The 21,251-nt window shown below is 63.9% G+C and carries 18 protein-coding genes; 9 read left to right on the top strand and 9 right to left on the bottom strand.

The features are described from left to right. Positions 1-1,864, bottom strand: a 1,864-nt coding sequence (locus RT662_RS14450) for a DNA topoisomerase IV subunit B (RefSeq protein ID WP_313671385.1), incomplete at its 3' end; no start/stop codon positions are given. A gap of 393 nt (positions 1,865-2,257) precedes the next feature. Then, positions 2,258-2,596: a P-II family nitrogen regulator gene (locus tag RT662_RS14455; RefSeq protein WP_313671386.1), complete on the bottom strand. Its 339-nt coding sequence runs from the start codon at positions 2,594-2,596 to the stop codon at positions 2,258-2,260. 310 nt (positions 2,597-2,906) lie between these two features. Between RT662_RS14455 and RT662_RS14460 the strand changes: the two genes are divergently transcribed. Together RT662_RS14460 and RT662_RS14465 are read left to right on the top strand one after the other, a co-directional pair. Further along, positions 2,907-4,196 (top strand): ammonium transporter, encoded by a 1,290-nt coding sequence (locus RT662_RS14460; protein WP_313671387.1) that lies wholly within the window; start codon positions 2,907-2,909, stop codon positions 4,194-4,196. Positions 4,197-4,457: 261 nt separating this feature from the next. Continuing rightward, entirely contained in the window at positions 4,458-5,618 is a 1,161-nt protein-coding gene (locus RT662_RS14465) for an outer membrane beta-barrel protein (protein WP_313671388.1), read from the top strand. Positions 5,619-5,973: 355 nt separating this feature from the next. Here the strand turns inward: RT662_RS14465 and glnA are convergent, their stop codons facing one another. The 5 genes from glnA to RT662_RS14490 form a co-directional block, all read right to left on the bottom strand. Continuing rightward, on the bottom strand, positions 5,974-7,383 hold the full coding sequence (gene glnA / locus RT662_RS14470; protein WP_313671389.1) for a type I glutamate--ammonia ligase: 1,410 nt from the start codon (positions 7,381-7,383) through the stop codon (positions 5,974-5,976). A gap of 49 nt (positions 7,384-7,432) precedes the next feature. Beyond that, positions 7,433-7,771, bottom strand: a complete 339-nt coding sequence (locus RT662_RS14475) for a P-II family nitrogen regulator (RefSeq protein WP_017667505.1) — start codon at positions 7,769-7,771, stop codon at positions 7,433-7,435. Between the two features lie 151 nt (positions 7,772-7,922). Then, complete coding sequence (locus RT662_RS14480; RefSeq protein ID WP_313671390.1) at positions 7,923-8,693, bottom strand: SDR family oxidoreductase; 771 nt, start codon at positions 8,691-8,693, stop codon at positions 7,923-7,925. Further along, positions 8,690-10,327, bottom strand: a complete 1,638-nt coding sequence (locus tag RT662_RS14485; RefSeq protein ID WP_313671391.1) for an MFS transporter — start codon at positions 10,325-10,327, stop codon at positions 8,690-8,692. Before RT662_RS14485 ends, RT662_RS14480 begins: the two co-directional genes overlap by 4 nt. Before the next feature lie 62 nt (positions 10,328-10,389). Then, positions 10,390-11,154: a LuxR family transcriptional regulator gene (locus RT662_RS14490; protein ID WP_313671392.1), complete on the bottom strand. Its 765-nt coding sequence runs from the start codon at positions 11,152-11,154 to the stop codon at positions 10,390-10,392. 141 nt (positions 11,155-11,295) lie between these two features. On the opposite strand from RT662_RS14490, the gene msrA reads away from it, so the two are divergent. Continuing rightward, the gene (gene msrA, locus RT662_RS14495) at positions 11,296-11,832 is read left to right on the top strand and encodes a peptide-methionine (S)-S-oxide reductase MsrA (protein WP_313671393.1); all 537 of its coding nucleotides are present in this window, start codon (positions 11,296-11,298) and stop codon (positions 11,830-11,832) included. A 1-nt stretch (position 11,833) separates the two neighbouring features. Here the strand turns inward: msrA and glmS are convergent, their stop codons facing one another. Together glmS and glmU are read right to left on the bottom strand one after the other, a co-directional pair. Beyond that, positions 11,834-13,657 carry a glutamine--fructose-6-phosphate transaminase (isomerizing) gene (gene glmS, locus RT662_RS14500; RefSeq protein WP_313671394.1) on the bottom strand — a complete coding sequence of 608 codons (1,824 nt, stop codon included), beginning with the start codon at positions 13,655-13,657 and terminating at the stop codon, positions 11,834-11,836. Then, entirely contained in the window at positions 13,657-15,003 is a 1,347-nt protein-coding gene (glmU, locus tag RT662_RS14505) for a bifunctional UDP-N-acetylglucosamine diphosphorylase/glucosamine-1-phosphate N-acetyltransferase GlmU (protein ID WP_313671395.1), read from the bottom strand. The genes glmS and glmU overlap by 1 nt, the downstream gene beginning before the upstream one ends. Before the next feature lie 101 nt (positions 15,004-15,104). Between glmU and gph the strand changes: the two genes are divergently transcribed. From gph to RT662_RS14535, 6 genes are all read left to right on the top strand, one after another. After that, the gene (gene gph, locus RT662_RS14510; protein WP_313671396.1) at positions 15,105-15,773 is read left to right on the top strand and encodes a phosphoglycolate phosphatase; all 669 of its coding nucleotides are present in this window, start codon (positions 15,105-15,107) and stop codon (positions 15,771-15,773) included. Then, on the top strand, positions 15,770-16,918 hold the full coding sequence (locus tag RT662_RS14515; protein ID WP_313671397.1) for an ATP-binding protein: 1,149 nt from the start codon (positions 15,770-15,772) through the stop codon (positions 16,916-16,918). The genes gph and RT662_RS14515 overlap by 4 nt, the downstream gene beginning before the upstream one ends. Before the next feature lie 130 nt (positions 16,919-17,048). Beyond that, entirely contained in the window at positions 17,049-18,113 is a 1,065-nt protein-coding gene (locus tag RT662_RS14520; RefSeq protein WP_313671398.1) for a substrate-binding domain-containing protein, read from the top strand. Continuing rightward, positions 18,110-19,504, top strand: coding sequence for a phosphate ABC transporter permease subunit PstC (gene pstC, locus RT662_RS14525; protein WP_313671399.1), 1,395 nt, complete (start codon positions 18,110-18,112; stop codon positions 19,502-19,504). Before RT662_RS14520 ends, pstC begins: the two co-directional genes overlap by 4 nt. Then, on the top strand, positions 19,504-20,814 hold the full coding sequence (pstA, locus tag RT662_RS14530; protein ID WP_313671400.1) for a phosphate ABC transporter permease PstA: 1,311 nt from the start codon (positions 19,504-19,506) through the stop codon (positions 20,812-20,814). Before pstC ends, pstA begins: the two co-directional genes overlap by 1 nt. 38 nt (positions 20,815-20,852) lie before the next feature. Then, positions 20,853-21,251 (top strand): phosphate ABC transporter ATP-binding protein (locus tag RT662_RS14535; protein ID WP_313671401.1); only part of this gene is annotated, 399 nt, incomplete at its 3' end.

A 21,251-nucleotide genomic window follows, 5' to 3' on the forward strand; every position in this document is an offset into this window, starting at 1 on the left:
CGGGCAGCTTCACCCGGTTCAGGCTGCGCCGCGCCGGATCCATGGTGGTTTCCTTCAGTTGCGACGGGTTCATTTCGCCCAGGCCCTTGAAGCGGCTCACCTCCACCTTGGTCTTGCCGCTGAACACCGTCTTCATCAGCTCCTCGCGATGGGCATCGTCGCGGGCATAGGCCACGGTGCCGCCAGCGGCGAGGCGATAGAGCGGCGGCTGGGCGAGATAGAGCCGGCCATCACGCACCAGGCCTGGCATCTCGCGGAAGAAGAAGGTCATCAGCAGGGTGGCGATATGGGCGCCGTCCACATCGGCGTCGGTCATGATGACGATGCGTTCGTAGCGCAGGTTTTCCGGGCTGTACTTGTCGCGCGTGCCGCAACCCATGGCCAGCGTAAGATCGGCGATTTCGTTGTTGGCGCCGATCTTGGCCATGTTGGCGCTGGCCACGTTCAATATCTTGCCGCGGATGGGCAGGATCGCCTGGGTGTTGCGATCGCGCGCCTGCTTGGCGCTGCCACCGGCCGAATCGCCTTCCACGATGAACAATTCGGTGCCTACCGCGTCATCGCGGGCGCAATCGGTGAGCTTGCCGGGCAGTCGCAGACTGGATTTGCTGGTCGCTGTCTTGCGCTTCACCATCATTTCCTGGCGACGGCGCAACCGGTCTTCCATGCGCTCCACCACGAAGGCGAGCAGCGCCTTGCCGCGTTCACCATTGGCCACCAGCCAGTGATCGAAATGATCCTTGATGGCGTTTTCCACCAGGCGCGTGGCTTCCGGGCTGGTCAGCCGGTCCTTGGTCTGGCTCTGGAACTGGGGATCGCGGATGAACAGGGAGAGCATGATCTCCGCCCCGGCAAACACGTCTTCGCCGGAAAGATCGCTGGCCTTCTTGTTGCCGGTGAGGCCGGCATAATTCTTCAGGCCGCGGGTCAGTGCCAGGCGCAGGCCGGCTTCGTGCGTGCCGCCATCGGGGGTGGGGATGGTGTTGCAATAGAAGCTGGCCGAACCTTCGCCGTATTGCGGCCAGGCGCAGGCCCATTCCACCGCTCCCATCGGCTTGCCATCGGGGCCGGCGGGCAGATCGGTGCGGCCGGCAAACAGATCGGGCACCACCAGCGGGCGGTTGTCGAGCCGTTCCTTCAGATGATCGGCCAGGCCGCCGGGGAAGGTAAAGACGGCGGTTTCCGGCACATCGGGAGTCGCTAGTTCCGGCGCACAACGCCACCGGATCTCGACGCCGCCGAACAGATAGGCCTTGGACCGGGCGAGCTTGTAGAGCCGGGCCGGCTTGAAACGGGCTTCTTCGCCAAAGATTTCGGCATCGGGGTGGAACTTGACGCTGGTGCCGCGCCGGTTTTGCGTCGGGCCCAGTTCCTCGATCTTGCCTTGCGGAATCCCGCGCGAATAACGCTGGCGATAGAGCAATTTGTTGCGGGCGACTTCCACCACGGTTTCATCGGAAAGCGCGTTGACGACACTGATGCCCACGCCGTGCAGGCCGCCTGATGTGGCATAGGCCTTGCCGCTGAACTTGCCGCCGCTGTGCAGCATGGTCATGATCACTTCCAGCGCCGATCTGTCGGGAAAGCGCGGGTGGGGATCAACCGGGATACCGCGGCCATTGTCGCTGATACTAAGGTTGTTGTCGGCGTCCAGCGTCACCTCGATGCGGCTGGCGTGGCCGGCCACGGCTTCGTCCATGGCGTTATCAAGCACTTCGGCGGCGAGATGATGGAGCGCGCGTTCATCGGTGCCACCGATATACATGCCGGGGCGGCGGCGGACGGGCTCCAGCCCCTCCAGCACCTCGATATGGCTGGCATCATAGTCGGTAGAGCTTTGCGTGGCGGCGAACAGATCTGACATGGCGCCTGTATAGGGCGCTGCCGCGCGCGCCGCCAGCGGGTTGGAACTTTGGGAAGGGTGCGACAATTTTTTTGCGTACTACGCAATTTGGCGCATTGTTCTGTAACGTTGTGCGGTGCAAAAGGGGCATGCCGATATGGCGATCCTCCCCAAGGATTTACTGGGGCCGGAACTCAGGTTCCGGCCCTTTTTTTTATGTTTTTGCGTGGGTTGAGCGGAATCGGGAAAAGCCGCCTTGAAATCGCTTGGGAATGGTGCGGCGCACAATAAGTGGCGCTTTTCCGGTTCGGGAATGGAGTTCGGCCGGCGATTCAGCAGCCGACCCGGACGTTGAATCGTCCGTGGTCGACCGCCGGTTCCGCAAAACTGGGCCAGAAGCCTCAGCTGGAATATTCAGATCGCATCACTGTCGCGCTCGCCGGTGCGGATGCGTACCGCCATTTCGATGGGCGACACGAAGATCTTGCCGTCGCCGATGCGCCCAGTGCGGGCGGCGTTGGTGATGGCTTCAACGACCCGTTCCACCTGGTCATCGTCCACGACAACCTCCAGCTTCACCTTGGGCAGGAAATCCACCACATATTCAGCGCCGCGATACAATTCGGTGTGGCCCTTCTGCCGCCCAAAACCCTTCGCTTCGGTCGCAGTGATGCCCGAAACGCCGACCTCGTGCAGCGCTTCCTTTACCTCGTCCAATTTGAACGGCTTGATCACTGCCTCGATCTTCTTCACGTCGTTCTCCTGCCCGATTGACTGCCAGGAGGCGCCAGCAGCGCCTCCGATATCGGCAGGTCATGCGGCAATTGCCATGGGTCCGCCACCGCAATTTGGCCCATATGGCCGGGCCATTTCGGCTTCGCTGCGCCGCACCGTCAAACGCCTTATATTGCCGCTCCCCGGTGCCGGGCATTTGTCCGTCCATCGGGAGTCGGAGTGCGCACCAGCGTCGTCATCGGCTCGCAGGGTTTAAAAACAGGGGAAATTGATGATAGGGATCCTCCACAGATTGCGGGCGCATGCCGTGCTAGCCGGCCTCTCCCTCATGACCGCGGTGCCGGCATTGGCGCAGGACGCCGCCGCCGTTCCAGTGCCCGACAAGGGCGACACCGCGTGGATGATGGTGTCCACGCTGCTGGTGCTGCTGATGATCCTACCGGGCCTGCAGCTGTTCTACGGCGGCCTGACGCGCAGCAAGAACATGCTGTCCAGCATGACGCAGATCGGCGCGGCCACCTGCCTTGTCATGGTGCTGTGGGTGGTGTTCGGCTATTCAATGGCCTTCGGGCCCGACATGGACGGCGCGCTGAAGCCGTTCATCGCCGGCTTTGACCGCCTGTTCCTGTCCGGCATCGCGCCCGACAGCACCGCGGCCACCTTCACCAAGGATGTGGTCATTCCCGAATATGTTTTCGTCTGCTTCCAGATGACCTTTGCCGCCATCACCGCCAGCCTGGTGCTGGGTTCGGTGGTGGAACGGATCAAGTTCTCCGCCGTGATGGTGTTCACGCTGGTCTGGCTGCCCTTGGTCTACTTGCCGATCGCGCACATGGTGTGGGCGGCGTCGGGCCTGTTCTTCGTGATGGGCGCACTCGATTTCGCCGGCGGCACGGTGGTCCACATCAACGCCGGCGTGTCGGCGCTGGTTGCCGCGCTGATCCTTGGCAAGCGGCTGGGTTATGGCAAGGACGTCATGTCGCCGCACTCGCTCACCCTCACGCTGGTTGGCACCGGCATGCTGTGGGTCGGCTGGTTTGGCTTCAATGCCGGTTCCGCGCTTGAAGCCAATGGCTCGGCGGCACTTGCGATGATCAACACCTTTGTTGCCACCGCTGCGGCGGCACTGGCCTGGCTCGCCACCGAAAAGGTCGCCGGCCACAAGCCATCGTCGCTCGGCCTCGCTTCAGGCATCATCGCCGGCTTGGTTGCGGTCACCCCAGCGGCCGGCAACGCCGGTCCGCTCGGCGCCATGGGCCTTGGCGCTGTGGCCGCTGTGATCTGCTACTTCGCGGTCTCGGTGCTCAAGCCCAAGCTCGGCTATGACGATTCCCTCGATGCGTTTGGTATCCATGGCATCGGCGGCATTGTCGGCGCGATCGGCACCGCTGTGGTCTACTCGCCGGCCCTGGGGGGGCCTGGCGCCGCCGATTACGACATGGGCGAAAAGATCGTGGTCCAGCTGCTTGCAGTCGGCACCACCATCGTCTGGGCAGCGATCGGCACTGCCATTGCCATCTTCATCGCCAAGGCCGTCACCGGCCTGAGGGTGAGCGCCGATGTTGAACGTGAAGGCCTCGATCTGGGCGAACATGGCGAGCGTGCCTATAATCCCTGATCGATCCATCCTCATGCGAAGGAGCCCGCCTGGCAACAGGCGGGCTCTTTTTTTGTGAAACAAAATATAAAAACGTATAATAAATATACATGCATAATATTGATACAATATATTTAAGAATAAATGATAAATGGTGATTTGACGTATACTACGCTGTTTTGCGTAGCTCTGGCAATTATGTTGCAGTGCATAACTAAAATGCCGGGCGCCACAGGGACGCCTGCATTTGAATTGCACTTCCTCGGGCAGAAGGATGATATGATGACGAATATTTTGCGCCGGCCGGGCATGGCCCGCGCCATAGTGATGACCACGGCCTTGGCCTCGGCCGGGATGGCCGCAGCGCAGGACGCGCCGCCGGCTCTGCTCCCGGGCCTCAGCGGCCCACTCAGCTACAATCCCAAGCCGGTCAGCTTTGATCTGGCGGGATCCAAAATCTATGTCACCGGCGTCGCAAGCGGGTATGTCGGCGCGCAATCGAACAGCACGCCGGGTGTCGCCAGCAGCTTTGCCGATGTGTCAAACGCGCAGGTGATCATCCAGAAGCCCGAAGGCCTGTTCCAGTTCCTGGTGCAGGCGGGGCTGTACAGCCACGAAACGCTGGGCCTGGGCTATGCCCGCGCCACCACCTACACCGATGCCACCTATGGCCCGGTGCCGCAGGCGTGGATCAAGCTGGCGCCGTCGTCCAGCTTCAACGTGCAGGCCGGTATCCTGCCGACGCTGATCGGTCTGGAAGCGCCGTTCAGCTTCCAGAACATGAACATCGAACGCGGCGTGCTGTGGGGCCAGGAAAATGTGCTCACCCGCGGTGTCCAGGCCAACACCACTGTGGGCAAGGTCACTGCCAGCGTCGCGCTCACCGACGGCTTCTTCTCGGGCAAGTTCAACTGGCTGTCGGGCATCGTGTCGTATGTGGACGGGCCGCACACGGTTTCGCTGGTGCTGGGCGGCGCGCTCACCCGCAACGCCCGCAGCACATTCTCCACGCCGCCGGTGCAGAACAACAGCACCATTTTCAACCTGATCTACAGCTATTCCGGCGACAAGTGGCTGGTACAGCCCTATTTCCAATATGCCCGTGTCGGCGCTCTGCCGTTCCTGGGCACAACCAAGGCCGACAATTGGGGGGTCGGCCTGCTGGCGAAGTACAAGATCGACGACAACTGGTCGTTGCCGATGCGATTGGAGTATGTCGACAGCAACGCCCCCACGGCAACGGCAGCCAGCTTCCTCTACGGGCCAGGTTCGAATGCCTTCACCGTGACGGTAACGCCGACATACACGTTCGACCGCTTCTTCATCCGGCCGGAAGTGTCCCTTGTGCAGGTTTCCGGCGCCGCGCCGGGGGCGGCGTTTGGAGCGCTCGGGCAAAACAAGAGCCAGGTGCGGGGGCGCTTGGAGTTTGGGGTAATGTTCTAGGCATAACGCCGCGCTCGCGCAGCAGGAACTGCTGCGCGCCGAAAGGCGCAAAGCCGGACGACAAGCGACAAGGGGCGGCCTCACGGCCGCCCCTTTTTGACTCGTCCGACGGTGCAGTCTTGCCGCGCTCTTCCCGCCTCTTCTTTTCCACTGTCCTTCATGGCTTGGGCGGGTTGGGCGCTGTCTTGTGGAGCCTCCGGGCCCGGGTGGGCCCTGAAGACGATAGCAAGACAAGAGCATGACGGAACCACGCCGTCGAACGAATGAAAAAAGGGCAGCCTTGCGAGGGCTGCCCTTTTCGTTTGCTGGTCAGGGACGATGCGAGGCGGGGTGACCGCCGCGGACCGAGCCTGGATTACATGCTGTAATACATGTCGAACTCAACCGGCGCCGGGGTCATTTCCCAGCGCATCACTTCTTCCATCTTCAATTCGATGTACGAATCGATCTGGTCGTCGGTGAACACGCCGCCCTTGGTGAACACGGCACGGCTCTTGTCCAGAGCAGCGAGCGCTTCACGCAGCGAGGCGCACACGGTCGGCACCTTCTTCAGTTCGCGCGGCGGCAGGTCATACAGGTTCTTGTCCATCGCCGGGCCGGGGTGAATGCGATTTTCGATGCCATCCAGGCCCGCCATCAGCAGCGCGGTATAGGCCAGGTACGGGTTGGCCAGCGCATCCGGGAAGCGCACTTCGACGCGCTTGGACTTGGCGCCGGTGCCGTAGGGGATGCGGCACGAAGCCGAACGGTTGCGGCTGGAATAGGCCAGCAGCACCGGGGCTTCGAACCCGGGCACCAGGCGCTTGTAGCTGTTGGTGCCGGGGTTGGTGAAGGCATTGCAGGCCTTGGCGTGCTTGATGATGCCGCCGATGAAGAACAGCGCCATTTCGCTGAGGCCGGCATATTGGTCGCCAGCGAACAGCGGGGTCTTGCCGTTCCAGATCGACAGGTGGGTGTGCATGCCGCTGCCGTTGTCGTCCTTGATCGGCTTGGGCATGAAGGTCGCGGTCTTGCCATAGGCATGGGCGACCTGGTGCACGACATATTTGTACACCTGCATGCGGTCGGCGGTTTCCACCAGCTTGCCGAAGGTCAGGCCCAGCTCGTGCTGAGCCGAGGCGACTTCGTGGTGGTGCTTGTCGCAGGGCAGGCCCATTTCCAGCATGGTGGCGACCATCTCGCCGCGCAGATCAACGGCGCTGTCGACCGGGGCCACCGGGAAATAGCCACCCTTGGCGCGCGGACGGTGGGCCATGTTGCCCTGCTCGTAACTACGGCCGCTGTTGGTCGGCAGTTCGATATCGTCGAGGTGGAAGAAGCCTTCGTTGTAACCCAGGCCAAAGCGCACATCGTCGAACACGAAGAATTCGGCTTCCGGGCCAACATAGACGGTGTCGCCGATGCCGCTGGCCTTCAGATAGGCTTCGCCGCGCTTGGCGGTGGAGCGCGGATCGCGGCCATAAAGCTGGCCGGTCGAAGGCTCGACGATGTCGCAGACCAGGATCATCATCGGCGTGGCCGAGAAGGGATCGATATAGGTCGCATCCAGATCCGGCATCAGGATCATGTCGCTTTCATTGATCGCCTTCCAGCCGGCAATCGAGGAACCGTCGAACATGAAACCGTCGTTGAGCATGTCTTCATCGATGACGCCCGACACCATGGTCAGGTGCTGCCACTTGCCCTTGGGATCGGTGAAGCGCAGATCGACCCACTCGATCTCCTTCTCCTTGATCATCGCCAGAATGTCAGCAGCCGTGGTCATTGGGTCTTCCCTCGTTGTTTTTTGGGTGTTGGTAACTCAGCCGGTAAATTCAGATCGCGTCGCTGTCGCGCTCGCCAGTGCGGATGCGTACGGCCATTTCGATGGGGGACACGAAAATCTTGCCATCGCCGATGCGCCCGGTGCGCGCCGCGTTGGTAATGGCATCCACCACCCGTTCCACCTGGTCATCGTCTACGACAACCTCCAGCTTCACCTTGGGCAGGAAATCCACCACATATTCAGCGCCGCGATACAATTCGGTGTGGCCCTTCTGGCGGCCGAACCCCTTGGCTTCGGTGACGGTGATCCCGGACACGCCCACTTCGTGCAGCGCTTCCTTCACTTCATCCAGCTTGAACGGCTTGATGACAGCTTCGATCTTTTTCACGGTCCATCCCCGCCTGTGAAGGCATAATCAACGCATGCCCGCAGCGATAACCACGAGCTGGATGGGTGTTCAATGCGCTTTTTGATATGGCCGCGCCACCGGTATTTTCCCCATATCCCGCCGATTTCCACACTGTAATCACCCGCCGGAATCAGACGGTGGTGGCATAGCCGCCATCAACGGTGACAACGCTGCCGCACAGGAAATCGCTGGCCCGGCTGGACAGGAACAGCGCCACCCCGGCCATGTCGTCCGGCGTGCCCCAGCGCTGCATAGGCGTGGCGGCGCGGAAGGCTTCGCGGAACTCCTCGGCGATGCCGGCGGTCATCTTCGACGGGAAGAAACCCGGCGCGATGGCGTTCACACTGATGTGTCGCTTGGCCAGGAACTTGGCCATCATCCGCGTCATGTGCAGCACGCCGGCCTTGGATGCGGCATAGGAGTAGGTTTCCAGATCGGAAACATGCTGGCCATCGATCGAACCGATATTGATCACCTTGGCGAGATTGCCGGGGCTGGCCGCGGCTTCGAGCAGGGGCGCCAGTTTCTGGGTGAGGAAGAAGACGGACTTGACGTTGATGTCCATCACCTTGTCCCAGCCGGCTTCCGGAAACGCGTCAAACTCGGCTCCCCACGAGGCGCCGGCGTTGTTGAACAAGATGTCGACCTTGGGCGCGACAGCGGCGACGGCGGCGGCAAAGCGCTCGATCTCGGCCATTTGCGACAGATCGGCCGGGATGGCGGTGCAGGCCGGGCCGAGTTGGGCGGCGAGGCCTTCGCAATCACTGATCTTGCGGCTGGTGATGATCACGCTGGCGCCGTTCTCGATCAGCGCGCGGGCGATCATCTCGCCGATGCCGCGGCTGCCGCCGGTAACGACGGCGGTCTTGCCGGCGACGCTAAACAGGGATTCGATCTTCATGTGGCAGAGGCTCCGATGATTTCGCCGGCGGCGCGGGCGCGATCGAGCCTTGTGGCTTCGGCCTTGGGCAGCAGGCGGTAGACGAAATAGAGGCAGATGATGGTGAAGGGGGCCATCAACAGCAACGCCAGCACGCCGGTGCCAAGGCTGCCGCTGACCTTCGACACAAAGCCGGTGAACCAGGGGCCCAGGCCCAGCCCGAACAGCGTGGTGCCGATGAAGAAGGTGGCGGTCGCCGCACCGCGCATGCGCGGCATCACCAGATCCTGCGTGGTGGCGGCCGCAACGCCAACATACATCGATCCGAAAACGGTGGTGGGCGCAAAGCACAGGTAGAACATGGCGATGTCGTTGGTGGTGTACTGCAGCCAGATGAACGGCGCCGGCACCAGCGTCGCCAGCGCGCCGACCATGATGCGGCCGGAAGGATGGCGCTTCTTGGCCCAATCGCCCAGCACGCCGCCAAGGATGGTGCCAACAAAGCCGCCCAGCGCGCCGCCGCCGCCCAGGATGAAGGCCACCGATTCCTTGGTGGCATACCACGGGATGGGTTCGCCGCTGGCCAGCATCGGCTCAGCAAAGGTGCGCAGGGCATAAGGCGCTGCCCAGAAGCCGACCGAATAGCCGACGAAACTGATCGAGCCGAAGCCCAGGATGGTGAGCACGAAGGCCGGCGTGCCCCAGATCATCTCATACGTTGGTTTGTCGCGGCGCTTGATCGATTGCGCCCAGCTGAGCACGGCATAAAGGCCCGTGCCGACAGCAAGGAACTGCGGGATTTCGCCGGTGAAATGCACCAGCGCCGCCACCAGACCGGCGACCAGCGCCAGCACGGCGACATTCTCCAGCAGCGCGCGGCGACCCAGCAGTGCCATGTTGATCAGTGTGAGCGGCGGGATGACGCTGGCCAGATCGGCGGCGAAATTGCGCAGGATGGTCTTGCCGTCCATCGGCACGGGCGGCGGCAGGCCATCGGCGCGGCCGCGGATTGGTTCGATGAGCGTTGCCACCCACAGCGCCAGCAGCAGGCCGGGAATGCCCACCGCCATGAACGCCGCCTGCCAGCCGACCAAGCCCAGCGGACCACCGCCAGGATAGGCTGTGTTCCAGCCCTTCACCACCACCGCGCCGATCAGCAGCGACACGCCGCCGCCCAGATACAGGCCGGCGGCATAGATGGAGATCGCCGTGGCGCGGCGGGCCTTGGGGAACCAATCGGAAATCATCGAATAGGCCGACGGACCAGCGGCCGCCTCGCCAACGCCAACGCCGATGCGGGCCAGCGAAAGCTGGCTGAAACTGCCGGCCAGGCCCGACATCGCCGTCATCCCCGACCACAGGGTAAGGCCCAGCGCCAGCAGCCGTGTGCGCACCCAGTTATCGGCCAGCCGACCAATCGGCACCCCGAACAGGGCGTAGAACACGGCAAAGGCAGTGCCATACAGGAAGCCCAACTGGGCATCGGTGAGATCGAGGTCGCGTTTGATGTCTTCCGCGAGGATCGACAATATTTGCCGATCGATGAAGTTCATCACATACACCAGCACCAGCAGCGCCAGCACATACCAGGCGTAAGGCCCACCCACAGGCGGAACCGGCTTTCCGGTCACGGCATCATTGTCGCGTTCGGCCATGCGCTGTGCTCACCCCAAGGCTGCCGGGGCGTCTGCTGGCCCCGTTTCAGCGCAAAGGCTTATCAGCCGTCCCGGCGGCTGTCACCCATCACATCGGCAAAGGAAAGCTGGCCATCATACAGGGCGCGTACCACCAGTTCGGTGCGGGTGGAGACGCCATAACGTGTCTTGGCGGCCTCAAGATATTTGTGGACGGTGCCGCCCGACAGGCCAAGCAATTGGCCCGCCACCCAGTTTGATTTGCCGCGTGCCGCCAGCACCAGGCAATCGAGCTGGCGCTGGGTGAGCTTCGGGCCTTCAGGCGGATCGTCGCCTTCCAGTTGCAGCTTCAGCCGGCGCGCCGCCTCGAAGGCAAAGCAAGCCAGATATTGCGCCGCCGGCAGCGATTCCGCCGGCAGTTCACGGCCTTGCGCCATCACGAAGCTGACCAGGCCGGACGCCTGGCCGGGAACATGGATCGGCACGGTATAGCCTTCCGCCAGCCCGGCGGCGCGCGCCTGGGTCATATAGGCCTTGTGGCGTCTGGTCAGCGGCAGGATGGTATCGAGCCGGCTCCAGGCAAAGGGGGTGACGCTGCGTTCACAGGCCAACACCACCGGATCATCGGCAACGCGGCCGCTAGGCACCAGATTTTCGACCCAGTGATCGGGAAAATCGGTCAGGCGCACCGGGCCGACCCGGTTGGGGGTGTTGACCCGCTGGGCCAGCGCGAAATGATCGAAATGAAAGGCGCGCGTGGCAGCCTTCAACACCAGACCGACATCGGTCAGGCTGGGCGCGGTGCGCACGGCGCGCACAAACGTCTGGACATCCTGGAAACTGCTCACACACGCCCCCGTGCATCATGATGCGACGCCTTGCCCGCGCGCGATTGCCTTGCCCCGCCACCCTGCCGGGCCTATCTCGGGTGCCCCACCACCCATAAGATCACTATAGTTTCTACACATGATTTAGACAACGAGGGACATATGACGCATGACATCGCCATCATCGCCGGCGGCTGTTTCTGGTGCACCGAAGCGGTGTTCAATGAACTGAAGGGCATTGAAGCGGTTGAATCGGGCTATATCGGCGGTTCCCGGGACAATCCCACCTATGAAGAAGTGTGCTCAGGCCGCACCGGCCATGCCGAAGCAGTACGCATCGTCTATGATGCGGACATCATCAGCTATGCCGAGCTGCTCGACATCTTTTTCCACACGCATGATCCGACCACGCTGAACCGCCAGGGTGGCGATGTCGGCACGCAATATCGTTCGGCGATCTTCCCGCAGAACGGCGTGCAGGCCGGCGAAGTCGAGGCCGCCATCGCGCGCAGCCAGGCCAGTTGGGACAATCCGATCGTGACGACGATTGAGCCGAATGCGCCGTGGTGGCCGGCCGAGGCCTATCACCAGCGTTATTTCGAGAACAACGGCACCAAGAATGGCTATTGCGTCGCCGTGGTGGGGCCGAAGCTGGCCAAATTCCGCAAGGGGTATGCGGAGCGGCTGAAGGGGCGTTAACTCACTCCACCGTGACGGACTTGGCCAGGTTGCGCGGCTGATCGACATCCGTGCCCTTGGCCAGGGCGACGTGATAGGCGAGCAGCTGCACCGGAATGGCGCTGACCAGCGGGCTGATGAACGGATCGACCGCCGGCAGCGTCACCGCCGCCATCGTGCCCTGGCCATGGGTCGCCACACCTTCGGCGTCGCTCAGCAGCACGACCTGGCCGCCGCGTGCCATCACTTCCTGCATGTTGGAAACGGTCTTTTCAAAGCGCGGGCCTGATGGTGCGATGACGATCACCGGCACATGTTCGTCGATAAGTGCGATCGGGCCGTGCTTGAGTTCGCCCGCCGCATAGCCTTCGGCGTGGATGTAACTGATTTCCTTCAGTTTCAGCGCGCCTTCCAGCGCCATCGGATAATCCGGGCCGCGGCCGATGTAGAGAATGTCGCGCGCCTTCGCGAGATTGGGGGCAAGCGCGCTGATGGCATCCTCGCATTTCAGCGCCGCATTCATTGCCGCCGGCACTTCTGTGAGCAGGTGGACGAGGCGCGCCTCCTCCGCGGCATCAACGCGGCCCTTGGCCTTGCCCAATGCGATGGCAAAGGCGGCCAGCACCGCCAACTGGCAGGTGAAGGCCTTGGTGGAGGCAACGCCCACTTCCGGGCCGGCGTGGGTGGGCAGCAGCAACTGCGTCTCGCGCGCCATTGTCGAGGTGGCGACGTTGACAACGGCGGCAACCATCTGACCGCCGGCCAGCGCATGGCGCAGCGCGGCCAGCGTGTCGGCGGTTTCGCCGGACTGGCTGATGAACAGGCACAGGCCGCCATCTTCATAAACCGGGTCGCGGTAGCGATATTCGGACGCGTTCTCGATGCTCACCGGGACGCGGGCAAGTTGTTCGAGCCAGTAACTGGCGACATGGCCTGCGAGCAGCGCGGTGCCGCAAGCGACGATCTGCACCCGCTTCACATCGGCCAGATTGAACGGCAGGCCGGGCAGGGCGACGGTTTCGGCGAGCGGATCAAGATAGGCGCCCAGCGTCTGCGCCACCACGATCGGCTGCTCGTGGATTTCCTTTTCCATGTAATGGCGGTGGTTCCCCTTCTCGATGACCGCAGCGCTGGCCGACGAGGTGATGAAGGCGCGTTCCACCGGCTGATCATTGGCGTCGAACATGGCGACGCTGTCGGCGGTCAGCCGCACCCAGTCGCCCTCTTCCAGATAGGCGATGCGATTGGTGAAGGGGGCTAGGCCCAAAGCGTCTGAACCGAGGAACATCTCGCCGTCACCGCGGCCGACCACCAGCGGTGAGCCGCGCCGCGCGCCATAGATGACGCCGGGGTGATTGCGGAACAATATGGCAAAGCTGAAGGCGCCGTGCAGGCGCTTGAGCGTGGCCGCCACCGCGTCATCCGGCGACGCGCCGCCCGTCAGCGCCAGTTCGAGCAGGTGGGCGACGACTTCGGTATCGGTGTCGCTGCTCAGCGTGCGCCCGGCAGCCAGCACCTCGGCGCGCAGCGGCTTGAAATTCTCGATGATGCCGTTGTGGACCAGGCACACATTTTCGGTGGCGTGCGGGTGGGCATTGTCCCGCGTTGGCGCGCCGTGGGTGGCCCAGCGGGTGTGGGCGATGCCGATATCGCCGGCGAGCGGGCTCAGCGCCAGTTCGCGGGCCAGATTGGCCAGTTTGCCCGGCGCGCGGCGGCGGTCCATCACGCCATCATGAATGGTCGCAATGCCGGCGCTGTCATAGCCGCGATACTCAAGCCGGCGCAGGCCGTCGACCAGCCGATCCGCCACCGCTTCGCCGGACACGATGCCGATGATGCCGCACATTAGGCTTTGTCCTTCTTGGCTTTTTGCATCGACCGGAAGCGCGCTGCCCAGCCGGTCTTTTCGCTCTGTTCGGGGCGCACCAGCGCCAGCGCGTCGCTGGCCACGTTGCGGGTGACAGTGCTGCCGGCAGCGACAATGGCGCCATCGCCGATGGTCACCGGGGCGACCAGCGCGCTGTTCGATCCGATGAAGGCGCCGGCCCCGATCACCGTCTGATACTTGAAGAAGCCATCATAATTGCAGGTGATGGTGCCAGCGCCGATATTGGCCTTGGCCCCCACCGTCACGTCGCCCAGATAGGTCAGGTGATTGGCCTTGGCGCCGTCACCCAGCACGGCTTTCTTGGTCTCGACGAAATTGCCGATCTTGGCATTGGCGCCCAGAACCGTGCCGGGGCGCAGGCGTGCGAACGGGCCAATCTCGCAGCCCTCGCCGATCATGGCACCCTCGATATGGCTGTGGGCGCGGATGCGGGCCCCGGTGGCGATTTTCACGCCGGGGCCGAACACCACGAACGGTTCGATCTCCACGTCGGCGGCGATTTCGGTGTCGGCGGCCAGGAACACGGTTTCGGGCGCCTGCATCGAAACGCCAGCGGCCATCATTTCGGCACGGCGACGGTTCTGGAAAATCGCTTCCAGCTCGGCCAGTTCGGCGCGGCTGTTGGCGCCGGCCACCTCACCGGCAGCGGTTTCGATCACCACGCAGGCACGGCCATCGCCCAACGCCAGGCTCACCACGTCGGGCAGATAATATTCGCCGGCCGCATTATTGTTGGTGACGCGGGCGAGCAGCGGGAACAGATCGGCGGCCCGCACCGCCATGAGGCCGCTGTTGCACAGGGTTTCGGCGCGTTCGCTGGGGGAGGCGTCCTTGTACTCCACCATCTTCCGGATCGCGCCGCCGTCTGCGATCACCCGGCCATAAGCACCGGGGTTTTCCGGCCGGAAGCCGAGCACGGCCACCGCCACATCGTCGCTCAGCGCATCGAGCAGGCGCTGCATCGTCGCCGCCGGCACCAGCGGCGCATCGCCATAAAGTACCAGCACCTTGCCTTCGAACCCGGCCAGCGGCGGCGCGGCCTGGAGCACCGCATGGCCGGTGCCGAGTTGCGGCTGCTGCACCACCACATCGGCTTTCCCGGCGACTTCGGCTTCCACCTGCTCGCGTCGCGCGCCGACCACCACCACGGTGCGAGCCGGGCAAAGCGTGGCCAGACTGTCAGTCAGGTGACGGAGCATCGGCTTGCCGGCGATTGCGTGCAACACTTTGTGGCGGGCCGATTTCATGCGCGTGCCCATGCCGGCGGCAAGGATGATGGCGGCAAAGTTTGTGGTCGCAGTCACGAGTTCAGCCCTGCCACAAGCGCCATGGGTTGAAAAGTGCCGCAACCCGGCGCAAGCCCTGTCGCATTGCTGCAACATTGAAAGCGCATTGGCTGTCCTTCGTGAATCTGCCCCGTTCCATCCTGTTCGATCTCGACGGCACGCTCGTCGATACTGCGCCCGATCTTGCGGCTGCGATGAATCACGTGCTGGCCGCGCATGGCCGTCCGCCGCTGCCGGTAGACGATGTACGCCATCTGGTGGGCCACGGCGCGCGGGCGCTGGTCACCCGCGGGCTGGCGGCCACTGGCGATCCGGCACCGCATCTGGTCGAACCGTCGATGCCGCTTTTCCTGCAACATTATGCGGCCAACATCGCCAATGATTCCCGTGCATTCGACGGAGTGGAAACGGCGCTGGATGCACTGGCCGATGCCGGCTGTCTGCTTTCCATCTGCACCAACAAGCCCACCCACCTCGCGCGGGCGCTGGTCGATGCGCTCGGCTGGCAGGGGCGCTTTGCTGCCGTGATCGGGGCCACCAGTGTCGAACGGCCCAAGCCTGATGCCGGTCACGTGTTTGCGACGCTCGCCGCTGCTGGCGGAGCGGCTGATGATGCGGCGTTCGTGGGCGATTCCGCCACCGATGTTGGCGCGGCGCGCAATGCCGGCTTGGGAATCGTGCTGGTCAGCTTCGGCTATACCGATCGGCCGGCGCATGAACTGGGCGGCGACGTGGTGATCGATCATTATGATGCGCTGCTGCCGGCGCTAAGGGGTCTGGCGCGGTGAGCGGGGCGCTGGAACTGGCGCTGGCGGTGCTGGCCGCGCTGTTGCTGGGTTTCGTGCTCGGCCGCATGAGCGCGCCCGAACCCGCGCCGCCGCCGCTGCCTCCCGCACCGCCGCCGCCGCCGCCATCGCCTGACCGCATCCATATCGAAAGCCTCAACGATGCCGCGCTACTGACGCGGGGTCCATTGGTGGAGGCTGCCAACGCCGCTGCCCGCGCCCTGTTCGGCAACCGCATTGTCGGCAGCGATCTGCGGCTGACCGTGCGCCACCCGGCGCTGCTCGATGCCGTGGAAGCGGTGATGGCCGGGCAAGTGGCGGAAGACCGGGAATTTACCGGCCTGGGCAGCGGTAATCGCAGTTTCCGCTTGCGCGTGGTGGGTGATGACGACGATGGCGGCCCGATCCGCTGCCTGGTGCTGCTGGATGACATTACCCAATCCAAGGTGACTGAGCGCATGCGCGTCGATTTCGTCGCCAATGCCAGCCACGAACTGCGCACGCCGCTGGCCACGCTGGCCGGCTTCATCGAAACGCTGCAGGGCCCGGCGGCCGAGGATGAACCGGCGCGCCAGCGCTTCCTGACCATCATGGCCACCGAAGCCGATCGCATGCGCCGGCTGATCGATGATCTGATGAGCCTGTCGCGCATCGAGTTGGACAAGTTCGTGCGCCCCACCCAGCCGCTCGACCTGAAGGGCCTGGTGGCCGAAGTGGGCAGCACGCTGGCCATGCGGCTGGAGGGTGACAGCCGCGCCCTTCTGATCGACGAACCGGCCGAACTGCCGCGCGTGATCGCTGATCGCGACCAGGTGCTGCAAGTTCTCTACAATCTCATCTCCAACGCGCTGAAATACGGCCGCAGCGGCTCCCCGATCCGGGTCAGCCTCGCCAGTGTCGCCACCTCGCCGGGGGGTAGCGTGAAGGTGACTGTTGCCGATGAAGGCGATGGCATCGCGCCCGAACATCTGCCGCGACTGACCGAGCGTTTCTACCGGGTCGATTCCCAGCGCAGCCGCACGCTGGGCGGCACTGGGCTTGGCCTGGCCATCGTCAAGCATATCGTCGAACGGCATCGCGGCCGGCTGGAGATCGACAGCCGGCTGGGCGAGGGCACCCGCGTGTCGTTCACGCTGCCCATTGCCTGAAACCATCCACAGGTGGCGTAACAAAACTGTCACCAAATCGTCATATGCCGCACATCCGACGGTCATAAAGGCCGAGCCAGAGGGGCAGAAGGACGGGACAGCGAGTCGCCCGGCCATGAGCCCCAAGAGGATGAATTTCTTGCCGTCAATCCGCGTGTCTGCCGCCTTCGGCTTCGGTCTGGCTGCCCTGTTGGCGGCCGGGCTTTCTGGCTGTTCGGGCGGCAGCCGCACGCAGATCCGCATCGTTGGCTCCTCCACCGTCTACCCCTTCACCACCGCCGTGGCTGAACAGTTCAAGCGCAAGTGGACGGAATTTCCAGCGCCGATCGTGGAATCAACCGGCACCGGCGGTGGCATCAAGCTGATGTGTGCCGGCCTTGGCGCGCAATTTCCCGATGCTGCCAATGCGTCCCGCCGCATCAAGAAAAGCGAAGTCGAGGATTGCGCCAAACATGGCGTGAAGGGCCTGATCGAATTGCAGGTCGGCATTGATGGCTTGGTTATCGCCCAATCCCGCGAAGCCAATTTCCCCTCGCTCACCGAACGCGATGTGTACCTTGCGCTGGCCGCCAACCCGTTCGGCAAGGGCCCCAACAAGGCGCGGACGTGGCGCGATGTGAACCCGGCGCTGCCCGATATCCGCATCGAGGTGATCGGCCCGCCGCCCACCAGCGGCACGCGCGACAGCTTCAACGAGCTTTACATGCTCAAGGGCTGCAACAGCGAACCGGCGATGAAGGATCTGAAGAAGAGCGACGAGGACGCCCACAAGCAGATCTGCGAGAAGGTGCGCGAAGATGGCGCCTATGTCGAAGGCGGCGAGAACGACAATCTGATCGTGCAGAAAGTGTCGGCCAATCCTCAGGCGCTGGGCGTGTTCGGCTTTTCCTTCATGGAAGAGAATAGCGACCGGGTGAAGGATGTGCCGCTGTCGGGCGTCACGGCCACCTATGAGAATATCTCCAGCGGCAGTTTCCCGGCCGCGCGCCCGCTCTACCTGTATGTGAAGGTCCAGCATGTGCCGGCGGTGCGCGGCATGCGCGAATTCCTGGCCGAATATGCGCGGGAATCGACCTGGGGCCGTGAAGGCTATCTGGCCCGCAAGGGCCTTGTGGCGGCGCCGGAAGCCATTCGCCGCGCCGGTGAGGCGACCGCCCGTGAACTGACCGCGATGGACGTGAGCACACTGAAATGAGGCTGCTGATCGCCTTTGCGCTGGTGCTGGGCCTGGCCGGCCTGGCCTATCTCGCCGGCCGAGCCCGCGGCAACCGCATGGTGACGGCGGCGGGCGGCCGCATGGGCGCTGTGCATTCGCGCCCCGTTTATCACGGCGCCTATGTGGCGGTGCTGGCGCTGGCGCCGGCGCTGATCGTGCTGGCCGGTTGGGGCATGGTGGGCGAAGGCCTGATCGAGGGCCAAGTTCTCGGCAGCCTGTCTGCCGCCGAACGCCCGATCCCCGGCAATGACAGCGAAGCGCTGATGAACGAAGTGCGCGGCCTGGTGAACGGCGATCTGCCGCAAGCCTTCAACCCGCTCGCCCCCCGATTGGCGCCCGTCTATGCGGCAGCGCGCAGCAATGGCGATCTGCTTGCCGGCGCGATGGCCGTGGCCCTGCTGGCGATGGGCGGTCTTTGGGGCTGGTCGCGGCTGCGCCCGGATTTCCGCGCTCGCAACCGTGTTGAAGCCCAGGTGCGCGCCCTGTTGTTGGTGGCGTCGATCGTGGCGATCCTCACCACCTTCGGCATCGTGCTGTCGCTGATCTTTGAATCGATCCGCTTCTTCCAGTTGGTCTCGCCAGTGGAATTCCTCACCGGGCTGCAGTGGAGCCCGCAGACGGCGATCCGCGCCGATCAGGTTGGCTCCACCGGCGCGTTCGGTGCGGTGCCGCTGTTCTGGGGCACCATCTTCATCGGCGCCATCATCGCCATGGCGGTGGCGATCCCGCTGGGCCTGATGTCGGCCATCTATCTCACCCAATATGCCGATCCGCGTGTGCGCAAATGGCTGAAACCGATCCTCGAACTGCTCGCCGGGGTGCCCACGGTGGTTTATGGCTTCTTCGCCGCGCTCACCATCGCGCCGCTGGTGCGCAGTTTTGCCGTGGCGCTGGGGATGACCGATGCCTCATCCGACTCCGCGCTCGCCGCCGGCCTGGTGATGGGGGTGATGATCATCCCGTTCGTGTCCTCCATGGCCGATGATGCGCTGGCCGCCGTGCCGCGGGCGATGCGCGATGGCAGCCTCGCCATGGGCGCCACCCCATCGGAAACCGTGAAGAAGGTGTTGGTGCCTGCGGCCTTGCCCGGCATCATGGGCGGCGTGTTGCTGGCCGTCAGCCGCGCCATTGGTGAGACGATGATCGTGGTGATGGCAGCAGGGCTTGCGGCCAATCTCACTGCCAATCCGTTCAGCAGCGTCACCACCGTTACCACCCAGATCGTCGCCCTGCTCACCGGCGACCAGGAGTTTGACAGCGCCAAGACGCTTTCAGCCTTTGCGTTGGGGCTGGTGCTGTTCGTGATGACGCTCATCCTCAACATCTATGCGCTTGCCGTGGTGAAGCGCTATCGCGAGGCTTACGAGTGATGGCGACTGTTGCCGCTCCCGCTGCGCCGATCGCCGAGCGCCAGCCCACCGACTGGGCGACGCCGGCCATGCGATCGCGCATCGCTGCGCGCTATCGCGCAGAGCGCAATTTCCGCCGGCTGGGCGCTGCTGCGCTGGTGATCGCCGCCAGTTTCCTGGCCTTCCTGCTGTTCACCATCGTGCGCGACGGCTGGACCGGGTTCCAGCGCACCGAAACCCGCATTGATGTGCAGTTTGATGCGGCCACGCTGGGCGTTGATCCGGCAGCGGTGGCGGGCCCGCAAGGCCAGGCATTGCTGGCCCGTGCTGATTATCAGGCGCTGCTGCTCAAGGCTGCTGAGCAACTCGGCCCGGCCGATGACACGCTGTCGGATGCGGCCTGGATGGAATTGCGCGCGGCGCTGATGGAAGATCCTGCCCTGCTGGGCAAGCGCGCCAGCCTGTGGGTGCCGGTGCGATCGTCGATCGATCTGCTGGCCAAGGGCAAATATGATCTGGCCGCGCCCGCCGAAAGCCGCGGCGTGACCGATCGCGAAGTTTCCGATTGGCGCTGGCTCGACGGCAAGGGCCTGCTGCGCACCGGCTTCAACACCACCTTCCTGTTTGGCGCTGATTCCACCGAACCGGAATTGGCCGGCATCGGCGGCGCGGCGCTGGGTTCGCTGCTCACGCTGGCGGTGACCATCGCCATTGCCTTCCCGCTGGGGGTGTTTTCGGCGGTATGGCTGGAAGAATTCGCGCCCAAGGGCCGGCTGGCCGACATCATCGAGCTGTCGATCAACAATCTCGCCGCCGTGCCGTCGATCATCTTCGGCCTGCTGGGCCTCGCCTTCTTCCTGAACTTTGCCGGCATGCCGCGATCGGCGCCGCTGGTCGGCGGTATCACCCTGGCGCTGATGATCATGCCGGTGATCGTGATCGCGTCGCGGGTGGCGATCAAGGCGGTGCCGCCGTCGATCCGCGATGCCGCGCTGGGCATTGGTGCCTCGCCCATCCAGGTGGTGTTCCACCATGTGCTGCCACTGGCGCTGCCCGGTATCATGACCGGCACCATAATCGGCATCGCCCGCGCGCTGGGCGAAACAGCGCCGTTGCTGCTGATCGGCATGCGCGCCTTTGTCACCGATGTGCCGCAAGGCTTCACGTCGCCGGCCACGGTGCTGCCGATGCAGGTGTTCCTGTGGTCGGATGATGTGCAGCGCGGCTTTGTCGAGAAAACCTCGGCGGCCATCATGGTGCTGATGCTGGTGCTGATCGCCATGAACAGCCTGGCCATCTATCTTCGCAACCGTTTCGAGAGGCGCTGGTGAACCAGAATCCTGCCATTGGCCACAACGCCGTCCCCAAGATGACGGCGCGTGATGTCAACGTTTTCTATGGCCAGAAACAGGCCATCAAGAACGTGTCCATCGACGTGTCGGCCGAACATGTGACGGCGTTCATCGGCCCGTCGGGCTGCGGCAAGTCCACCTTCCTGCGCTGCCTCAACCGCATGAACGACACGGTTGACGGCGCCCGCGTGGAAGGCCGCATCGAACTGGATGGCCAGGATGTCTATGCCAGCGGCATGGATGTGGTGCAGCTGCGCGCCCGGGTTGGCATGGTGTTCCAGAAACCCAACCCATTCCCCAAGTCGATCTATGAAAACGTCGCCTATGGCCCGCGCCTGCATGGCCTGGCGCGATCGAAGACTGACATGGACGAGATCGTGGAATCTGCCCTCAAGCGCGCCGGCCTGTGGGATGAA

The sequence above is a fragment of the Sandarakinorhabdus sp. genome (genome assembly GCF_032115815.1).
GTDB lineage: Bacteria > Pseudomonadota > Alphaproteobacteria > Sphingomonadales > Sphingomonadaceae > Sandarakinorhabdus.